This is a genomic window from Streptomyces sp. NBC_00310, from assembly GCF_036208085.1.
In the GTDB taxonomy this organism is placed as follows: domain Bacteria; phylum Actinomycetota; class Actinomycetes; order Streptomycetales; family Streptomycetaceae; genus Streptomyces.
Genome location: NZ_CP130714.1, coordinates 665,425 through 683,554, shown reverse-complemented (window position 1 = coordinate 683,554; position 18,130 = coordinate 665,425). Strand labels below are relative to the sequence as shown.

General features: G+C 69.9%; 12 protein-coding genes and 4 pseudogenes. 8 read left to right on the top strand and 8 right to left on the bottom strand.

Annotation, left to right across the window (positions count from 1 at the left end; all coding sequences use genetic code 11):
- Positions 1 to 61 precede the first annotated feature (61 nt).
- Together OG202_RS02910 and OG202_RS02905 are read left to right on the top strand one after the other, a co-directional pair.
- Positions 62 to 1,252, top strand: coding sequence for a type III PLP-dependent enzyme (locus OG202_RS02910; RefSeq protein ID WP_328222263.1), 1,191 nt, complete (start codon positions 62 to 64; stop codon positions 1,250 to 1,252).
- A gap of 213 nt (positions 1,253 to 1,465) precedes the next feature.
- A complete protein-coding gene (locus OG202_RS02905) occupies positions 1,466 to 2,656 on the top strand; it encodes a 4-hydroxybenzoate 3-monooxygenase (RefSeq protein WP_327731609.1) in 1,191 nt (396 codons plus the stop codon).
- 91 nt (positions 2,657 to 2,747) lie between these two features.
- On the opposite strand, the gene OG202_RS02900 is transcribed toward OG202_RS02905, so the two are convergent.
- Entirely contained in the window at positions 2,748 to 3,110 is a 363-nt protein-coding gene (locus OG202_RS02900) for a DUF6479 family protein (protein WP_328222262.1), read from the bottom strand.
- 182 nt (positions 3,111 to 3,292) lie between these two features.
- Between OG202_RS02900 and OG202_RS02895 the strand changes: the two genes are divergently transcribed.
- The 3 genes and pseudogenes from OG202_RS02895 to OG202_RS02885 form a co-directional block, all read left to right on the top strand.
- On the top strand, positions 3,293 to 3,661 hold the full coding sequence (locus OG202_RS02895) for a ferredoxin (RefSeq protein WP_326585126.1): 369 nt from the start codon (positions 3,293 to 3,295) through the stop codon (positions 3,659 to 3,661).
- Between the two features lie 104 nt (positions 3,662 to 3,765).
- Complete coding sequence (locus OG202_RS02890; protein WP_327731611.1) at positions 3,766 to 4,944, top strand: acyl-CoA dehydrogenase family protein; 1,179 nt, start codon at positions 3,766 to 3,768, stop codon at positions 4,942 to 4,944.
- Between the two features lie 741 nt (positions 4,945 to 5,685).
- Positions 5,686 to 6,327, top strand: a pseudogene (locus OG202_RS02885) (thiolase family protein); the annotation flags it as partial.
- 603 nt (positions 6,328 to 6,930) lie between these two features.
- Here the strand turns inward: OG202_RS02885 and OG202_RS02880 are convergent.
- Complete coding sequence (locus OG202_RS02880; RefSeq protein WP_327731612.1) at positions 6,931 to 7,776, bottom strand: NPP1 family protein; 846 nt, start codon at positions 7,774 to 7,776, stop codon at positions 6,931 to 6,933.
- A 380-nt stretch (positions 7,777 to 8,156) separates the two neighbouring features.
- Between OG202_RS02880 and OG202_RS02875 the strand changes: the two genes are divergently transcribed.
- Positions 8,157 to 11,852 (top strand): WD40 repeat domain-containing protein, encoded by a 3,696-nt coding sequence (locus tag OG202_RS02875; protein ID WP_328222261.1) that lies wholly within the window; start codon positions 8,157 to 8,159, stop codon positions 11,850 to 11,852.
- A gap of 176 nt (positions 11,853 to 12,028) precedes the next feature.
- On the opposite strand, the gene OG202_RS02870 is transcribed toward OG202_RS02875, so the two are convergent.
- The 4 genes and pseudogenes from OG202_RS02870 to OG202_RS02855 all read right to left on the bottom strand — a co-directional run bounded on the left by OG202_RS02870 (position 12,029) and on the right by OG202_RS02855 (position 14,934).
- The gene (locus tag OG202_RS02870) at positions 12,029 to 13,702 is read right to left on the bottom strand and encodes a CocE/NonD family hydrolase (protein ID WP_327731614.1); all 1,674 of its coding nucleotides are present in this window, start codon (positions 13,700 to 13,702) and stop codon (positions 12,029 to 12,031) included.
- Positions 13,703 to 13,806: 104 nt separating this feature from the next.
- A pseudogene (locus tag OG202_RS02865) lies at positions 13,807 to 14,349 on the bottom strand (alpha/beta fold hydrolase); the annotation flags it as partial.
- Positions 14,345 to 14,437: pseudogene (locus tag OG202_RS02860) on the bottom strand (TetR/AcrR family transcriptional regulator); the annotation flags it as partial. The pseudogenes OG202_RS02860 and OG202_RS02865, both read right to left, overlap by 5 nt.
- Positions 14,434 to 14,934: an ATP-dependent DNA ligase gene (locus tag OG202_RS02855; protein ID WP_328222260.1), complete on the bottom strand. Its 501-nt coding sequence runs from the start codon at positions 14,932 to 14,934 to the stop codon at positions 14,434 to 14,436. The pseudogene OG202_RS02860 and the gene OG202_RS02855, both read right to left, overlap by 4 nt.
- Before the next feature lie 763 nt (positions 14,935 to 15,697).
- Here OG202_RS02855 and OG202_RS02850 point away from each other — a divergent pair.
- On the top strand, positions 15,698 to 15,880 hold the full coding sequence (locus tag OG202_RS02850; protein WP_327731616.1) for a hypothetical protein: 183 nt from the start codon (positions 15,698 to 15,700) through the stop codon (positions 15,878 to 15,880).
- 170 nt (positions 15,881 to 16,050) lie between these two features.
- On the opposite strand, the pseudogene OG202_RS02845 reads toward OG202_RS02850, so the two are convergent.
- Positions 16,051 to 16,631, bottom strand: a pseudogene (locus OG202_RS02845) (aldehyde dehydrogenase family protein); the annotation flags it as partial.
- Between the two features lie 219 nt (positions 16,632 to 16,850).
- Between OG202_RS02845 and OG202_RS02840 the strand changes: the two are divergent.
- On the top strand, positions 16,851 to 17,078 hold the full coding sequence (locus tag OG202_RS02840; protein WP_327731617.1) for a transposase: 228 nt from the start codon (positions 16,851 to 16,853) through the stop codon (positions 17,076 to 17,078).
- Positions 17,079 to 17,158: 80 nt separating this feature from the next.
- On the opposite strand, the gene OG202_RS02835 is transcribed toward OG202_RS02840, so the two are convergent.
- A complete protein-coding gene (locus tag OG202_RS02835; RefSeq protein WP_328222259.1) occupies positions 17,159 to 17,530 on the bottom strand; it encodes a hypothetical protein in 372 nt (123 codons plus the stop codon).
- Between the last annotated feature and the right edge of the window lie 600 nt (positions 17,531 to 18,130).

The window sequence follows — 18,130 nt, the reverse complement described above, 5'->3', positions numbered from 1 at the left end:
AGCCGTGCCCAGCCACGAGCCGTTGCCGAGCCCGGAGCCCTCGACGAGCCAGGAGCCGTCCATGACCCACCCGACCCCCGCCGTACGCGACCGCGTCCTGTCTCTGACGCCCACCGAACTCCCCGCGTACGTCTACGACGTGACAGCCCTGCGCGAACACGCCGCACAGGTGCGCGCCGCCCTCCCCGAACGGGTCGAGCTGTACTACGCCGCCAAGGCCAACCCCGAGCCGGAGATCCTCGCCGCGCTCGGCCCCTACGTCGACGGCTACGAGGTGTCCTCCGGCGGCGAACTCGCCCACGTCGCCAAGGCCGTACCGGGCCGTCCGCTGGCGTTCGGCGGCCCCGGAAAGACTCCGGACGAGATCCGGGCCGCCCTGGAGCAGGGCGTCGAACGCTTCCACGTCGAGAGCGAGCACGACCTGCGCATGCTCGCCGAGCTGACACGTCAGGCGGCACCGGCCACGCGGGTCGGGGTGTTGCTCCGCTTCAACCTCGCGGTGGCGGACGGTTCACTGGCGGGCAGCTCGCTCGCGATGGGCGGACGGCCCACCCCGTTCGGCCTGGACCCCTCGCAGGCGCCGGACGTGCTCCGCCCCCTCACGGACGGCACGTACCCGCACCTCGAACTGCTCGGAGTCCACGCCCACTTGGCGAGCGGACTCGACGCACCCGAACAGCTCTCCGTCGCCCGCTCGATCGTGGAGTGGGCGACGGGCCTGGGCGTGCCGCTCGCCGAGGTGAACGTCGGCGGCGGTATGGCCGTCGACTACGCGCTCCCCGAGAGCCGCTTCGACTGGAAGACGTACGGCGAGGGCCTCGCCCGACTCACCGCCGCCCACCCCGAACTGACGCTGCGCATCGAACCCGGGCGGGCGCTCACCGCGTACTGCGGCTGGTACGCCACCGAGGTGCTGGACGTGAAGCACAGCCACGGCGAGGAGTTCGCCGTGGTCCGGGGCGGCACCCACCATCTGCGCACCCCGGCGACCAAGGGGCACGACCAGCCGTGCTCGGTGCTGGCGACGGGGGAGTGGCCGTATCCGTGGCCGCGCCCGGCGGCCGAGGGGAAGTACGTCAGCCTCACCGGACAGCTGTGCACGCCGAAGGACCTGCTCGCCCGCAACGTCCACGCGCCGGGGCTCAGGGCGGGGGACCGGGTGGCCTTCGCCCTCGCGGGCGCGTACGCGTGGAACATCTCGCACCACGACTTCCTGATGCATCCCCGTCCCGGTTTCCACTTCCTCGACTGATCCTCCCGTTCGCCGACTGATCCTCCCGTTCGCTCCTCGACGGACGGAACCCGACTGTCCGCCCGACCCTCTGGGCGAGTGTGACCGTTGACAGGCGGGCAGACCGGGCGCAGACTCATGTGGACAGATTTGTGAAATGAATTTCACCAGACGAACAGGGTCGGCTCGCCCGGGGCCGGGACGCGGCTCGTCCTCAACGACGAGGAGTACTCAATGCACACCACTGTCGGCATCATCGGCGGCGGCCCGGCGGGGCTGCTGCTGGCCCGTCTGCTGCACAACGCGGGAATCGACAGTGTGGTTCTGGAACGCAAGGACCGCGCCTACGTCGAGCAGCGCCAGCGCGCCGGAATCCTGGAGCAGGCCACCGTCGACGTCCTGCGCTCCGCCGGCGCGGGGACCAGACTGGACGCCGAGGGCATCCCCCACGACGGCATCGAGCTGCGCTTCGACGGCCGCGCCCACCGCGTCGACTTCCCCGAGCTGACCGGCGGGCGCCGGGTGTGGGTCTACGCCCAGACCGAGGTCGTCAAGGACCTCATCGCCCTCCAGCTCGCCGACGGCGGACCCCTGCTGTTCGAGGCCGAGGTGCACGCGGTGGAGGGTGCGGACAGTGATCGCCCGCGGATCCGGTACACCCACGAGGGGCGCGAGCAGACCCTGACCTGCGACTACGTGGTCGGCTGCGACGGCTTCCACGGCGTGGCCCGGGGGGCGGTGCCGGACGGCGTTCGGACGACGTACGAGCGGACGTACCCCTACTCCTGGCTGGGCATCCTCGCCGACGCCCCGCCCGTCTACGACGAACTGATCTACGCCCACTCCGAGCGCGGCTTCGCGCTGGCGAGCATGCGGTCGCCGTCCGTGAGCCGCCTCTACCTCCAGGTCCCGAACGGCACCGACCCGGCAGACTGGTCCGACGACGAGATCTGGGACGAGCTGGACGCCCGTTTCGCGCTGACCGCGAACCCCGGCTGGCGGCTCAAGCGCGGGCCCATCACCTCCAAGGCCGTCCTGCCGATGCGCAGCCACGTCACCGAGCCGATGCGCTACGGCCGGGTCTTCCTGGCCGGTGACGCCGCCCACATCGTGCCGCCGACCGGCGCCAAGGGGCTCAACCTGGCCGCCACCGATGTCATCGTGCTGGCCCGCGCCTTCGCCCGGCTCAAGGAGACCGGCTCGACCGAACTGCTCGACGCCTACTCCGACACCTGTCTGCGCCGGGTCTGGCGGGCCGAGCACTTCTCCTACTTCATGACCACGACCCTCCATGCCGACCCGGACCAGTCCCCGTTCGAGACGCGGCTCCAGCTCTCCCAGCTCGACCGCGTCGCCACCTCGCGCCACGCGGCGGCCGAACTCGCCGAGAACTACACGGGCCTGCCGCTGGACGCCGGCCTCTGACGGGTCACATCGCGTGACCGCGCCGGTGCGCGACCGCACGGCTGAGGGCCGTCCCCCGTCTCGGGGGACGGCCCTCAGCCGTGCGCGGATGTCAATGGGCGCCGAGGCCGCCACTGCCGAAGCCGCCACTGCTGTTCTTGCCCCAGCGCGGCCGCTTCTTCTCCGGGCTCGGCCGGGTCCCCTGGTTGCCGTGCACCTCGTACGGTGTCAGCCGGTAGTCGCTCTTGGGGATCTCGTCCGGTTCGCGGCTCAGCTGCTCCTCATGGACAGGGCCGCCCTCGGGGATCCGGGGCTGCTCGTCGGGGCGCGGCCGACGCGGCTCACGGGCGCGTACGCGGGCGCCCAACCAGAGTGCGCCGATGAGCATGGCCACCACTACGACGCCGGCCAGGAACGGTGCGATACCGCCCAGGACGCTTCGTTCTGCGGCTATATCAGTCCATTCCATGTTCATATGGGATGAATACCCCCAATAGGTCGAGTAAACCGACCCCATTTTCGACCGAGCGGGTCGGGAGCGGACGGGTGCCCTGTCCTGCGGCAGGGAAAACGGAACCCGGCGGACCGTGTGCGGGCGGATGCGGCCCCGCGGTGTTTGGTCGGATCTCCTCCGGCTACCCGCCCGTCGTGACCTCGATGACGACATCCCAACAGGAGCTCATCCGGTTCCTCGAGGACCGCTTCGCGTGTGCGCAGGCCTGCACCGAATGTGCGCGGGCCTGCGCGCTGCGGGCGAGCCTCGCCGATCCGGACGGGCCCGAAGGCCAGGAACAGATGCGACGCAAGGGCATCATGTGCGCGGAGGTGTGCGACGCCACGTGCAGGGTGCTGTCCGAGGAGGCGAACCTCGACGAGGCCGGCATTCGCCTCCAGGTGGAGTGGTGCCGAACCGTGGCCCTGGAATGCGCGCGTGTCTTCGACGATTCCCCCGGCGCCGAGGACGGCGCCAAGGCCTGCCGCGAGTGCGCCCAGGCCTGCACGGACTTCCTCGCCACCCTCCGCTGAGTCCCGGGCGCGGGGAAAGGGTCCCGCTCCCGCCTGTTCCCAATTACTGGAACACGTTCTAGCGTGTGCGCCGTCAGGTCGGCCTTGGGGAGCCTGGAGGCGCCGTGCACCTCGAATACACGCCCGAGCAGCAGCGGTTGCGCACCGAACTACGTGCCTACTTCACCGAGTTGGTCCCGGCGGGCTCCTACACCCGCCATGCCGACCCGGCGGCGCAGAAGCGGTTCTACCGCGAGACCATCCGCCGTCTCGGTACGGACGGCTGGCTCGGCGTGGGGTGGCCCAAGGAGTACGGCGGACGCGGCCTGACCGCCATCGAACAGTTCATCTTCTTCGACGAGGCCGCCCAGGCCGGCGTCCCGCTGCCGCTGATGGCGCTCAACACCGTCGGCCCGACGATCATGCAGTACGGCACCGAGGAGCAGAAGTCGTACTTCCTGCCGCGCGTCCTCTCCGGTGAGATCGACTTCGCCATCGGCTACAGCGAGCCCGACGCCGGTACGGACCTGGCCTCGCTGAAGACGCGCGCGGTGCGGGACGGCGACGAGTACGTCGTCAACGGCCAGAAGATCTGGACGACCAACGGCGACACGGCCGACTGGGTGTGGCTCGCGGTCCGCACGGACCCCGACGCCCCGCCCCACAAGGGCATCACCATGCTCCTCGTCCCGACCACGGAACCCGGCTACTCCTGCACCCTCATCAACACCCTCGCCTCGCACGACACCACCGCCAGCTACTACGAGAACATCCGCGTCCCCGTCTCCCGCCGCGTCGGCGAGGAGAACAAGGGCTGGCGCCTGATCACCAACCAGCTCAACCACGAACGCGTCACCCTCGCCGCCCACGGCACCATGGCGATCCGCTCCCTGCACAACGTCCAGCGCTGGGCCATGGAGACCAAGCTCGCCGACGGCCGCCGCGTCATCGACCTGCCCTGGGTCCGCCGCCGCCTCGCCCAGACCCACACCAAGCTCGACGCCCTCAAACTCCTCAACTGGCGCATGGTCAGCGCCGTCCAGGAGGGCACTCTCACCCCGCAGGACGCCTCCGCCGTCAAGGTCTACGGCTCCGAGGCCCGCCGCGACGCCTACGCCTGGCTCATGGAGATCGTCGCCACCGCCGGCGCCCTCAAGGACGGCTCCGCGGGCGCGGTCCTCCACGGCGAACTCGAACGCGGTTACCGCTCGGCCGTCATCTTCACCTTCGGCGGCGGCAACAACGAGATCCAACGCGAGATCATCTCGTGGATCGGCCTGGGGATGCCTCGGGTGCGGCGTTAGCCCGTTGTGACCACAGACGTTAGTTGTCACATGCCGAGGATGGTTGGCACCATGATCAATCAAGCAATCCGGCGTGTTCCAGGCCTAGCCGATCGGGTCTCGATGGCTTCGTCCACCTTATCTGCAAGTGAGTCATGCCGATCTCGCGCAGCAGTCGTGGTGGTGCTCCACCAGGTGTTTGGGCGACGTCGGTGCGCGGAGCGGGTTCAGTTCCGCGCTCAGGGCTTCGCGGCCGGTCATCTCTAGCAGACCGCTCGGCTCTGGTTTGCGGCGGCGTTCGTGTTTGTAGGTTGGCCCATGACGTGGATCGGGTGCGGGAGGTCTGGTGGAGTGCGGCGACCTGCAGTAGCAGGTCGCGGTGCGTGAGGTGATCGTCGTGGAGGGAGTTCAGGGCCCTTATCTCCACGACGCGTTCGGCGACCGGTCTGCTGGGATGTAAGTGGCCCCCGACCCTGCACGGCAGTCGGCGGTGAGGCCAGGGCAGTGCGATGCCGTCCAGCTTGCCGGCTTGTGCGTCGTCGACCAGGTTGGTGAACTGGTCGAAGCTCGTCTGAACGCGCGACGCCGGCTACGTCCTGACCTGCCAGGCCTACCCGGTCTCCGAGATGGTGACCGTTGACTACGACAGCTGAGGCGATGATGACCCTCGTTTCGAAGTCGCCCAGTCATGGGCACGCCGCGCCGGGACCGACAGCACATGAACACGCTGGACACCGCCGCACAGCACCGGCGAAAGGAGCTCGCGAGGAGCAGGACGCCTTCGCCCTGCGCAGCCATCAGAACGCGGCACGCGCATTCGCCGACGGCGCCTACGCGGCAGAGATCATCGGTGTGCCCGGTGTCCACCTCGACCGCGACGAGGGCATCCGCGACGACACGAGCATGGCCGCCCCTGCCGCGCTCAAGCCGGCATTCCTCGCGAACGGAAGCGTCACAGCGGGCAACTCCTCTCCCCTCAACGACGGTGCCTCCGCAGTACTGCTCGGAGCCGAGAACGCACTGCCCGGAGCACAACCCCTGGCCCGCATCACCGGACGAGGAGTGGCCGGCAACGCCCCGGACGTCTTCGGCATCACCCCGGTGGAGGCAGCCAACCGCGCCCTCGCCCGCGCCGGCAGAACCTGGTCGGACGTCGACCTCGTCGAACTCAACGAGGCATACGCCGCCCAGAGCATCGCCTGCATGCGGCTCTGGCCCGAACTCGATCCCCAGAAGGTGAACGTCGACGGCGGCGCCATCGCCATCGGCCACCCCCTCGGCGCCTCCGGAGGACGCATCGTCGGACACCTCGCACACGCACTTTCTGCACGCGGCGGCGGTATCGGCGTCGCCGCCATCTGCATCGGCGTCGGCCAGGGACTCGCAGTAGTGCTCGAAGCATGACCGGGCACACCACAACGGATAGCGGCGAGGTTTCCGCCCACTGTGTGCAGCGGGATCCTTTAGCTGGCGGCGGCGCCGATACCGCCGCCGCGTGCCTGCTGGCCGAGGCGACCGCTTTCGCCCGCAAGGCCGCCCAGGGTCCCACCCGCGCCTACGCCGCGCGCAAGACCCTGCTGCACGCCTGGGCCGTCGGCGGGATCTCCGCGGCTGACGAAGAGCGGCCTCCCCTCCTGCACGGACAGGTAAGCCTCTGTAGAGGGCAGCGATAAGTCCCGTGAATCGCGCAACAGGACCCTCGGCGTGATCCTCAGCCTTCCGCCCTTGCAGGAGCGATAGGGCCGGCTCGGCACGGTCCGCGTCGCCACCGAGGCTTGGGGATCAGTGCTGTTCGCCGTCACGTCAGTTTCGAGATCGGGCGAATCCCGGCTCGACCAGGGCACTGCGTTGACGGTACTGCAAGACAAAGTCGGTCGTCATATCCCTGGACTGAGCCGGAGAGCCCTGTGGCGCAGGCGTCTGGACCTTCACCGTGGAACGGTGCGAGGGGATACGCACGACCGGCCCGCCGGGTGCGGAGGAACCCGGCGGGCCGTCCGTGTGCCGTCAGCCGGCGCCGTACGGGTCGAAGGGGATGCCGGCGGCGGCCTGCTTCTTGGCCCTGCTGAGCTCGTCGTTGAAGCGGCCGTCCTTCAGCGGGAAGTTCGCGTCGCCCCACGTGGCGTTCTGCATGCGGTCCTGGAGGTTCACGCCGTTGTTGCCGGCCGGGAACCTGGTCCAGGTCACCAGGCGCGGGAAGTCCCAGCCGCCGTCGCCCCAGGCCTCCGCCACCTCGCCCGCCCCGGCGAAGCGGAACGAGTGGGTGTCCCACAAGTTGCCCTCCTTGTGGTAGACGACCTTGAGGCGGACCCCGTCCCTCGGGACCGCGCTGAACTGCGAGGTCGTGTAGTCGCCGTGATGGGAGACGGACGCGTACGAGGGCGTGCCCGAGCCCTGCCGCACCCAGATCACCGCCGACTCCCAGTCATGGCGGTGCGACGTTCGCGTGCAGTCGCGGCAGCTCATGTCCTTCTCGAAATAAAGGGTGTAGATGATCGCGCACCAGCCGTTGTTGCACTTGGCCCGCGAGTACGTGTTGGCGTTGCCGAGGTGGCCCGAGCGGCACTGGCCGGTGACGGATCCGCTGTCGTCGAGACCGCCGTTGAGCTTGCCGTTGATGTCGATGGCGGCGACCGGGAGACAGCCGTCCGAGTCGTAGTCGAAGACCGGCTGGAACGTCCTCTGGAACGGGGTGGTGCTCTCGGGCAGGGGAGTCAGTACGCCGGCGTGGGCACTGCTCGTCATACCGATGAGCAGCGCGGCGGCGCTGACCGCGACGACTGCGGCACGGCCGAATCGGCCGAGAAGGGACGTGCCGCGGTTCTTGCCGCGGCTCATGACTGCGTGGGACATCAGCGTTTTCTCCACTCGCTACGCGGGGTGTGCCGGTGATCCGGATCGGCGCAACAGACGCTGGCAAGTGGAGAGTTGATCCACACCTGATTCCACCAGGGCAATCAATCCGGGTGAGGGGTGGTCGGTTGTTCGGCGGCGTGTCCCGCGGTTGTCATCAACACCACACTCCGTGCGGCCAGAGTGCCGATACTTGAAAGTACAAGCTATTTTGATGGGGGTGCGCAGTGAAGATCGTTTTCGTCCGATGTTCAGTGTGAATGGGTGGACCTATGGGACGTCCCGAGAGACCCGTTGACCCGGCTGCCGGCCCTGTGCAGCAACTCGCCCATGCATTACGGGAGTTGCGCAGGACGGCCGGCAGCCCGTCGTATCGGGCCATGGCTCAGGAGGCGGGGTTTTCCGCGACGACGCTGTCACAGGCGGCCGCCGGGGAGCGGCTGCCGTCGCACGCCGTGGTCAAGGGATATGCGCGTGCCTGCGGGGGCGACCCCGGCGAGTGGGAGACGCGGTGGAAGGAGGCCGAGGCGGCGGTCGCTGCCGCTCTCGTCCCCGACGAAGGGGACGGGCCGGCGCCGTACCGGGGCCTCGCCCGGTTCGAACCGGACGACCACGAGCTGTTCTTCGGCCGTGACCGGGCCCTGACTGAGCTCTGCCGGCTCGTGTCCGTGCACCGGTTCGCGGCGGTGCTGGGCGCCTCCGGTAGTGGCAAGTCCTCGCTGCTACGGGCCGGGTTCCTCCCGCGTGTCAGGAAGGAGATGGCAGGAAGCGAGGGTGCGGTGCGCGTCCTCACGCCCGGAGCCCGGCCGGCCGAGACGTACGGGCATCTGCTGACACCGGCGGAGGGCGAGCCGGAGCGCTGGGTGGTGGTGGACCAGTTCGAGGAGGTCTTCACCCTGTGCCAGGACGAGGCGGAGCGCGCCCGCTTCATCGAGCTGCTGCTGACCGCCCGCGACCCCGCGTTCCGGCTACGGGTGGTCATCGCCGTGCGCGCCGACTTCCACCGGCGCTGCGTCCACCACCCGGAGCTGGCGGACGCGCTGCGCCGCGCCGGGCTGGCGGTCGGCCCGATGACCGCGGACGAACTGCGGGACGCGGTGGTGAAGCCCGCGCTGGTGGCCGGCGTCCTGGTGGAGCGGTCGCTGGCCACGACGATCGTCGAAGAGGTGCTCGACCGTCCCGGCGCGCTGCCGATGCTCTCGCACGCCCTGCTGGAGACCTGGCGGCGGCGCAAGGGCCGCATGCTGACGACCGCCGCGTACGAGGCGGCGGGCGGGCTGAGTGGCGCGATCGCGACGACCGCCGAGGAGGTGTACGGGCAACTGTCCGCATCCCAGGCCGCCGTCGCCCGGCTGCTGCTGCTGCGGCTGGTCGAGCCGGGGAGGGGCACCGTCGACACAGGGCGCCCGTTCACCCGGGCCGAACTCCGGGAGTGCACGCACTCCGAGACACCGGTCGTGGTGGAGCGGCTGGCCCAGGCCCGCCTGCTGACCGTCGACGACGAGGGAGTCCGGTTCGCCCACGAGGTACTGATCACCTGCTGGCCCCGGCTGCACGGCTGGGTCGAGCAGGACCGCGAACGACTGCGCCATCACCGGCAGCTCACCGAAGCCGTCCGCGCCTGGCTGGAGCACGACCGCGACGCCGGCACCCTCTACAGGGGCACCCGTCTGGCCCGTGCCGAGGAGATGTTTCCCGGCCACGACAACCACCCCGCCCTGGGGGCGGCGGAACGGTCCTTCCTCACCGCCGCGTGCGAAGCCCGCGAGGCAGAGAGGCGGGCCGCCGCCCGCTCCACCCGGCGGTCCCGCCAACTCGTCGGCGCCCTCTCGGCCGTCCTCGCGGTGGCGCTGGTCACCGGCCTGGCCGCCTGGCGGCAGCACGACCACAACCAGCGGCAGCGCACGGAGTACTCCGCTCGGCGGATCGCCGCCGTCGCCGACGGACTGCGCACCACCGACCCCCGCGCCGCTCTCCTCCTCAGCGTCGCCGCCTGGCGCATCGCCCCGCTCCCGGAGACCCGCCGCGTCCTCCTCGGCTCCCTCCTCCAGCCCGAGTCCGACTCCTTCAGCGACCCGGCCTCCGGGTTCCGATCCCAGCGCTTTTTCGCAGACTCCGGTCGCACCCTCCTCAGTGTCGACGACCGAGCCTGGCAGACCTGGGACCTCGGCACCCGCCGCAGCACCGGCTCTGGCCGCCTTCCCGAGGGCGAGGTCCTGGCCGTGGGCCCCGACGCCCGTGTCCTGGCGATCTCGGGCGCGAGCGGGGACGGGCACGTACGACTGTGGGACAGGAGGGCGGGCCGGTGGACGGGGGGTGCGCCGTCGGCGCCGGGGCGGAAGGATATCGCTTTCGGGTCGAGTGGGCGCAGTTTCGTGATGGGCGAACCCGGTGTGGACGACGGCGGCTCGGGTGCCGGCTCCGACTCCGGCGCGGACCTCGTACGCGTGCGGGCCGTGGCCGATGGTGCCGTGCTGTTCGAGACGCGGGGGGCGACCCCTGCCAACGTGGCGCCGAGCGGTGACGACCGGCTGGTCGCGGTCTGCCCGACGGGGAAGGTGCCGCAAGTTTGGGAGGTCGGCGGAGGGCGGGCGCCGCACGGGGAGTGGGAGCGGGACCAAGGGGTCTGCGATGCTGACTCGGCGGTGGTGTTCGGGGCCGACGGACGGTTCGCCGTCGTTGCCGGGGACCGGGTGCGGGTGTGGGACGTCCGTACCGGCGTCCGGGTCGCCGAGGTCCGTGACCCGGGGGTGCGGTACGCCTCCTTCAGCCGGGACGGACAGTTCCTGGCGACGGCGGGCTCCGCCGACGAGATCCGGGTCTGGCGGCTGTCCACCCCGGCCGCCCCCGTCCTTCGGCACGCCCTCGACAACCAGCACCCGCACGGCGGCCTCGCCTGGGACCCTGGCCTGCCGGTGCTGCGCTACCTGGAGGGCGGTACCGTCCACACCCTCGACCTGACGACCACTGTCACCGCCGCTTGGTGTGACCACCCCATGGACGCCGTTCTCATCAGCCCGGACGGCCGTCGATTTGTCACCGCCCGACGCGCGACCGACGGCCACGTCTTCGAATTGCGCGCCACCGACAACGGCCGGCTCGTCCGCACACTGCCGCGCCGACCCTCGCCGGTCGCCGCCGCCGGCGGACGGGGCGGGACGCCGCTCGCGCCCCCGGACACCGCCGCCCGAATGGCGTTCAGCCCCGACAGCAGCCGGTTGGTCTACGGCGTCACCGCGCCCGGCGGGCGGGCCGTGTCACAGTGGTTCACCGTCTGGGACCTGACCCGCGACCGGGAACAGAGCACGCTGGACGTGGGTTCGACCCGGTCCGGCACGGCGGTGACCGCGCTCGCTCTTACCCCCGACGGCCGTATTCTCTTCACCACCCGCACCCCGCCCGGCGGCGAACCCGCGAACGAGATGTGGGACACCACCACCCGCCGACGGACGGAGTCACTCACCGGCTCCGGCCTGGTCAGCTCCCGCCTCGCGCTCAGCCCCCGCACGGAACTGGTCGTCGGCGACAACCGGGTGGCCCGCAAGGCCACCGGCAGCATCGGCGCGCTGGACCTGGTCCAGGGCGACCGCATCAGCGCGCTGGCGTTCAGCCCCGACGGCAGCCGTTTGGCGGCGGGCGACCGTACCGGCCGCGTCGCCCTGTGGGACGGTGACCTGCGCCGCCGCGCGGGCGTCCTGCCCAATGTCTTCCCGGCCCCGCTCGGCAACACCCCCGAAGCGGTGAGCGCCCTGGCCCTCAGCCTCGACGGCCACACCCTCGCCGTCGGCGGCGACGCCGGCACCATCAAGCTCTGGGACATCACCACCCAACAGCTCCTGGGCCCCCTCCCCACCCCCGGCGAGCCGATCACCTCCCTCGCCTTCAGCCCGGACAACGCCACTCTCCTCGTTGCCGGAAGCCACGTCCCCCTCCGCCGCTACACGGTCGACCCGAGCCGCGCCGTGGCCCAGATCTGCGCCCGCGCGGGCAACATCGACCTCACGAGAGCGGAATGGAACACGCACGTATCCGACGCGCCGTACAGAAAGGTGTGTGGCCGGCAAGGCCGCTTCTGACATCGGGCTCCGTCCCCGCCGTGCCGGTCCTGGCTCCCTCGTACCCCGCCCCGCACCGGACGGTGCGGGGCGGATGAAGGTGATCGTGCGTCGCCGATCCGGGGTGCAACCGCGGCCGCGGTCCTGGTTTCTGCTCAGTGACGCAACCACTCGGCCGACTCCGCCGCCGCTACCTGTCAGCCCGGGACCACCGGCAGGACGATGCGGGAGGGCCGGGTGGGGTCGTGGAAGACGTGCTGGCGGGCCACTCGGGCCGTGGTCGCGCTCTCCTCGGGTTCGCCCGTGTTGAGGTTGCGGTCCCAGCGGGGGAAGTTGCTGGAGGTGATCTGGACCCGTATCCGGTGACCGGCACGGAAGACGATGCTGGTCGACCACAGGTCCACGACGTGCTCGGCCGGCTCGCCCGGTGTCGCCGCGCGCACCCGCACGATGCCGTCGGCCACATTGCGGGAGACGCCGTTCTCGTCGACGTCACACAGCCGTGCCACCCAGTCGGTCGAGGGCCCGTCCGTGGCGGCGAAGAGCACGGCCTTGACGCGGCCGGTCACCTCGACGTCCTCGGCGAGGGGTTCGGTGGTGAAGACCAGGACGTCCTCGCGCGCCTCCACGTCCCTCTGGTCGAGGGGCCCGGGACGGAACTCGTCGGTCATCAGCAGCGCGCCGCCGGTGGTGGGCACGGGATCCGCCGGATCGTAGGTGAACTCCTCGGCCTGCTCGGCGACAGCGGGCGGCTCCTGCGTCAGGCGTCCGTCCGCGCGCAGGTGGAAGTCCGTGTCCACGGCCCGCGACAGTGGCCACTCCGTCTCCTCGCGCCACTGGTTGACGCCCATGACGAACAGCAGCACGTTGCCCGTGTCCGGCTCCAGAGCCTCGCCGTCGCCGATCGTGCGCTGGAACCAGTCGAGCTGGAGGCCGTTCAGGGGTCCACGCATGCCCATGAAGGCGGAGTTCGCGCTGAACCCGAAGTTGACGTCGCCGATGACGTGCTGCTGGTTGGCGTGACTCCACGGACCCATGATCAGCGTGGCGGACCGGCCGGCGCGGCGCATGGCGGTGAAGTTGTCGAGTGTGCCCTGGGTGAAGATGTCGTACCAGCCGCCGACCTGGAAGGTGGGCAGGTCGACCTCGTCGTGCCGACCCGCGACACGGGAGGAACGCGCCCACTCGGGCTCCCGTCGGGACCTCTCGTAGCCCAGCTCGGGAAGGTCGTGCCGGGCGAACGCGGGAAACCGCCCGGCGGGCAGTTCGCCGTAACCGCCGTCGGCCAGGATGTCGAGGTCCTGTACGAGGCCGACGAGGCTGCCGCCGAGCGCGGCGGGGTCGGCGCTGTGCCGGCGCATCAGCGCGTCGGCGCCCATCATGAGGGACCAGGGCGCGGTGATGCCGAGCTCGATCGCGCCGCCGCGCGTCCACAGCCCGTCGTCCGGGTCGGACCAGGTGACCATCGGCGCGATCGCCTTCAGCTCCGGCGGCTTGGACAGCGCCGCCATCCACTGCGTGTTGCCGAAGTAGCTGGCGCCGATCATGCCGACGGCGCCGTTCGCTCCAGGAAGGGCAGCAGCCCACCGCACGGTGTCGTACCCGTCGCTCTCCTCGTAGGTCCATGGCTCCCACGCGCCCTCGGAGGCGAACCGGCCGCGGGTGTCCTGGATGACCACCATGAAGCCACGCCGAGCCGCCGCCAGGGGATCGAGGAGGGCGATCGCCAGGGCCATCTGCTTGCCGTACGGCAGCCTGCTCAGCAACACCGGCCACGGCCCCGTGCCCCCGGGGCGGTAGACATCGGCGCGCAGCACGGTGCCGTCACGCATCTCGGCCGGAACATCGAACTCGATCTGAATCTCTGCCACGCGCTGCTCCTTTGCACGCCATGACGCTGTCAGGCACATGGTGGAACCTGGTCCCCGTCCCGCACTACACCCGAACGGGGGTGGCTACGGCGTTCCCGGGGCGGTCACGCCACCGCGTTCAGCAGGTCGGCCAGTAGATCGGGCCGTTCCAAGGCGATGAAGTGGCCCGCGCCCGGCGCCTGCGTGAAATCGGCGGCGGACAGCAGCTTCTTGTCGGCTTGCCGGTCCGAGGGTCGGGACCAGTCGTTCTCCCCGTAGACGAGGTGGACGGGTGCCTTGACCTCGGGGTAGCGCGAGCGGGCGGCCATGAGACTGGGCAGGCTCCGGTACACGGCCCGGGCGACGGCCGGGTAGCCGGGGCGGCTGCCCACCTGGAGGGGCTCGTCCACGTAGTCCTCCCGCAGCGCGCTCTTGTCGACCAGCCCGCCCTGCAGGATCCTGCGGAAGGCGGCCTTGGACTCCACCCGGGCGACCACATGGCCCACCCCCGGAGTGAGAACACCGCCGACCACCACACGGGCGAGAAGACTGGATCGGGCGATCCCGCCGGTCAAGTCGTACGTGTTCACAGCGACGACGCGCCGTACCCGCCCGGGCAGGTCGGCCGCAGTGGTCAGGGCGAGCACCGCTCCCATGGACTCCCCGACACAGCGCCTCGACGCCGATGCCGACACCGTCTCGGTAGGTGAGCGTGGCCGCCGCCTCCAGCAGCCGCTCTCTGGTACTTGGCTTCAGCCTGTCAACGGATGACCGCGCCGCCCCGCAGCGAGCAGGTCGGCGACCGCAGCACCTGCCGCCTGGGCGAGGGCGGTGGTGCGGCCGACGTACTGAAAGCGGCCTTCGGTGTCGTACCTGCCGAGCAGCAGCGTGCTGGGAACGGCCAGAGAGCCGGTGATCGCCTCGCTCGTCTCGCGGACCTTGTATTTCTGCCAGCCCCTCACCGGCGGGCGGTAGGCGTCGTCCAGCCTCTTGAAGACCACCCCCTCCATCCCGACCGACGCCCACGTCAGCCACTCGCGCACGACGTCGACCTCAGTGGTCGACGGACACAACACCCGCGGCGCCGTCAGCCGACGGGCGGCGAACACGGACTCCCGCGCGGTCCTGCGCCGCCGATACGGCCAAGAGGTCGTGTCCGTCCCGGACAGCCGCAACAGATCGAACGCGAAAGCGGGCGGGATCTCAGATTCTGGGTCGCCTCTGGCGGTGAACCCGCGCGCCCGCAGCCGCAATGCGCTGTTTCGGCGGCAGGTTCGTATGGCAGACGCTCGGCAATTGCGTCGGCCTTTGACTTCGTGGCTGGGGACCAAATCTGGTGTACGGCACTCAGTAGATCGTCCTGTAGCTCATGGCGGTGGATGCTGTCGATCAGCCGGGAGACCCCGCTGAAGAGCAGCCCTCCTCCGGCCGTCGTGACCACCTGCCGCACCGGTGTGGGCGCGGGGCCGCAGAGGACCGATCTCTCCTGGAACCAGATTGGATCAGACGCCGAAGCCACTGCGGATGACGAAGTCGAAGGCGCGGTCCGGCCGCAGCCAGCGCAGGAACATGGTGGGGGCGGCCCCGAAACCCACCCGGTAGCGGGTGCGCGGGCGGCGCGCCCTGGCGATCTTGACGATGGTCTTGCCGATGACTCCTGGCCGTCGATCAGGATCGTGTCGCCCTCGAGAGGGTCGGGGACTTCCAGGCCCCAGGTGGCGAGTTGGTCGGATGCGTGGGTGCGGGGCTGGACGAATGCGGTCAGCTCACTGGATCGACTCGGTGCATCAGGTGCCCGAACAGTCCGCCGTCGAGACCGCCTGCCGCTACCTGCCCGGCGGATCCCGGGCAGGCGTGGGCGGCGACTGGTACGACGTGATTCAACAAGCCGCGTCCGGACTCCAAGCCCCGTGCGACACGGCAGAGTTACTTGAAACTTCACATTGACGCGGGAGCGGTAATCCCACAAGCTGATGATCTATCGCATCCCCACTACGCGAAGGAATCAGTACAGCCATGCAACGACTCATCACCAAGGCCCTGACCACGGCCGTGGCCACCGCAGCCCTGATCGCCACAGCCTTCGGCATCGCCTCCGCCGACAACGGCCAGAACAAGCTCCCCCGACAGGCATCGTCAAACGTCCACACCCTCTCCGCGTGCTGGCCGGGCCAGGAATGCTGGGGAAGTTGGGCCTGACCATGGACTCCGGCAGCGACACGTTCGGCTTCTCCGACCGCTCCAGCTGATGCGCCCCAGCTGATACGACGGCGAGGGGGCGGCCGGTGCACAGCCTCCCCCTCGCACAGGGCTCAGTGGTTGCGCGGGACGCCCAGGTCGACGCCCGAGGGGGCGTCGGCCGGGTCGGGTCAGCGGGTGGTGACGACCTTGCCGCGGGTGTAGAAGTGGGTGCCGTCGTTGCCGTAGATGTGGTGGTCACCGAAGAGGGAATCGTTTCAGCCACCGAAGAAGTGGTAGCCGACGGGGACCGGGATCGGGACGTTCACGCCGACCATGCCGGCCTCGATCTCCATCTGGAAGCGGCGGGCCGCGCCGCCCTCCCGGGGTGAAGATCGCGGTGCCGTTGCCGAACGGCGAGCTGTTGATGAGGGCCACGCCGTCGTCGTACGTGTCGACGCACAGCACCGGGCCGAAGATCTCATCCTGGTAGGCCTTCGCCGTGGTCGGGACCTTGTCGAGAAGGGAGATGCCGATCCAGTGGCCGTCCTCGGAGCCGTCGACCGTGTAGCCGGTGCCGTCCAGCACCACTTTGGCGCCCTCGGCCGCCGCGCCCTCCACGTAGGAGGCCACCCTTGTCGCGGTGCACGGCGGTGATCAGCGGGCCCATCTCGGAGGTCGGGTCGTTGCCGGGGCCGATCTTGATCTTCTCGGCGCGCTCGCGGATCTTGTCGACCAGTTCGTCGCCGATCGCGCCGACCGCGACGACGGCCTAAGCAGCTCCGGCGAAGTCACGTGTTGATTCTTCGTGGCGTCCGAGCGCTCGACCAGGCCGAACGGAGAGGGACCAGCAGTGCGCTTCACGTCATCCGCTCAGCCGGCCTCGCCCGCCCGAACGCGCTACCCGCCCCCGCGCCCTCCACCTCGTCGGCATCAGCGCCCGCCAGGGTCTGTTGCGAAAGTGGATTTTGGTCGTGAATGATCACATTGCGTGAGGCGGGGCGATCTGACCAACGATCAGTGGGCCCGGCTGGAGCCGTTGTTACCGCAGTTCACCAAGCCGGGCCGGCCGCCCATGTGGGGTCGTCGGCAGCTGATCGACGGAAGACGGTGGCGGACCAGGACCGGTGCCTCCCGGATCCAGCGGCGCTTCCTCCACCCTACGAAAATCGACGAATGCGCCGTGGCCCCGAACCACCTGATGTCCCAGGCCAGTTGATGAACCGGGCCGACATCGGGGGCGGCCGGGTCCTCGCTCTCATCAGCGCCTGTTCAGCCCTGTGGGACCGACAGCCCCTGTCAGCTTGAGGGGCAGGTGGAGTTGGTGTCGATGCGGACGCCGGTCACCGTGGCGTTGGAGCTGAAGTTGGAGGTTTGGTTCGGTTTCAGGCACGTGTAGTACGTCACACCGTACTGGTCGTAGTAGCGCAGATAGACCCGGTCGTCGTTGCGGGTGTTCCTGATCTTGTTGGCGCCCCGGCTATTGGATCCGAGGTCCTGGTAGGAGCTGGTGACGTCCTGGTACGCGGCCGTGGGCTTGCCGTTGTTCCAGTCGCTGTCGGTCAGGTAGAAGCAGACGCGGGGCCAGCCGCATCCGTTGTAGTCGTAGGCCGAGGCGGTGGGGGCCGTGGCCAGCCCAGCGGTGGCGAGCGCGGCGGCCGCTGTCGCCACGACAGCCCATCCGCTTGGCCAGTTTCACGTGAAGGCGCACAAGGAATCAGCTCCCCGATTTTGTCCCAGTGGGGTACGTGCCGGTCGGGCACGCCTGACTGTCTCCCGGATGCAGGTGCTGGGGTGCCTGCAACTGTTCAGGTTGCGCGCGTCGCTGTGCTCTCGATGACCGCGGCCGCTGCAGGAGTCGCGGTGGCCACGACGCCCGCACCGGTCAGTGCAACGGTGCTCAGCATGAGTGCCGCCGTGGCACGTGCAACTCGGTTCTTCAGCACTCGGAGGTCTCCCATCGACTGGCTGGCAGTGCTACCGGGCTGCGAGGCCTCGTCCGACCGGGCAACCTAGAACCTTTTAGGGTCGGACGGAACATTGATCGCCAGCCTGGCTAAGCGGATGCCGTGCAGTGTGCTGCTGGTACCTCGCAGTTCGGCCTGGTCGAGCGCTCAGAGGCCGAAGGATCAGCACGTGACTTCGCCGGAACCGCCGCCGCTCCGCCGAGGTCCGCTGCCTGATCCGCACCTGCGGTACAAACCTGGCCGCCCCTGGTGAACGGGGTCTGGGGGCGAAGCCCCAGGAACTTATTGTTCCCGCACCTCAGCG

Excerpts from the sequence above, each read along its gene's own strand:
- OG202_RS02910 (WP_328222263.1), top strand. The coding sequence starts at position 62 with ATGACCCACCCGACCCCCGCCGTACGCGACCGCGTCCTGTCTCTGACG.
- OG202_RS02905 (WP_327731609.1), top strand. The coding sequence starts at position 1,466 with ATGCACACCACTGTCGGCATCATCGGCGGCGGCCCGGCGGGGCTGCTG.
- OG202_RS02900 (WP_328222262.1), bottom strand. The coding sequence starts at position 3,110 with ATGAACATGGAATGGACTGATATAGCCGCAGAACGAAGCGTCCTGGGC.
- OG202_RS02895 (WP_326585126.1), top strand. The coding sequence starts at position 3,293 with ATGACGACATCCCAACAGGAGCTCATCCGGTTCCTCGAGGACCGCTTC.
- OG202_RS02880 (WP_327731612.1), bottom strand. The coding sequence starts at position 7,776 with ATGTCCCACGCAGTCATGAGCCGCGGCAAGAACCGCGGCACGTCCCTT.
- OG202_RS02875 (WP_328222261.1), top strand. The coding sequence starts at position 8,157 with ATGGCTCAGGAGGCGGGGTTTTCCGCGACGACGCTGTCACAGGCGGCC.
- OG202_RS02850 (WP_327731616.1), top strand. The coding sequence starts at position 15,698 with ATGCAACGACTCATCACCAAGGCCCTGACCACGGCCGTGGCCACCGCA.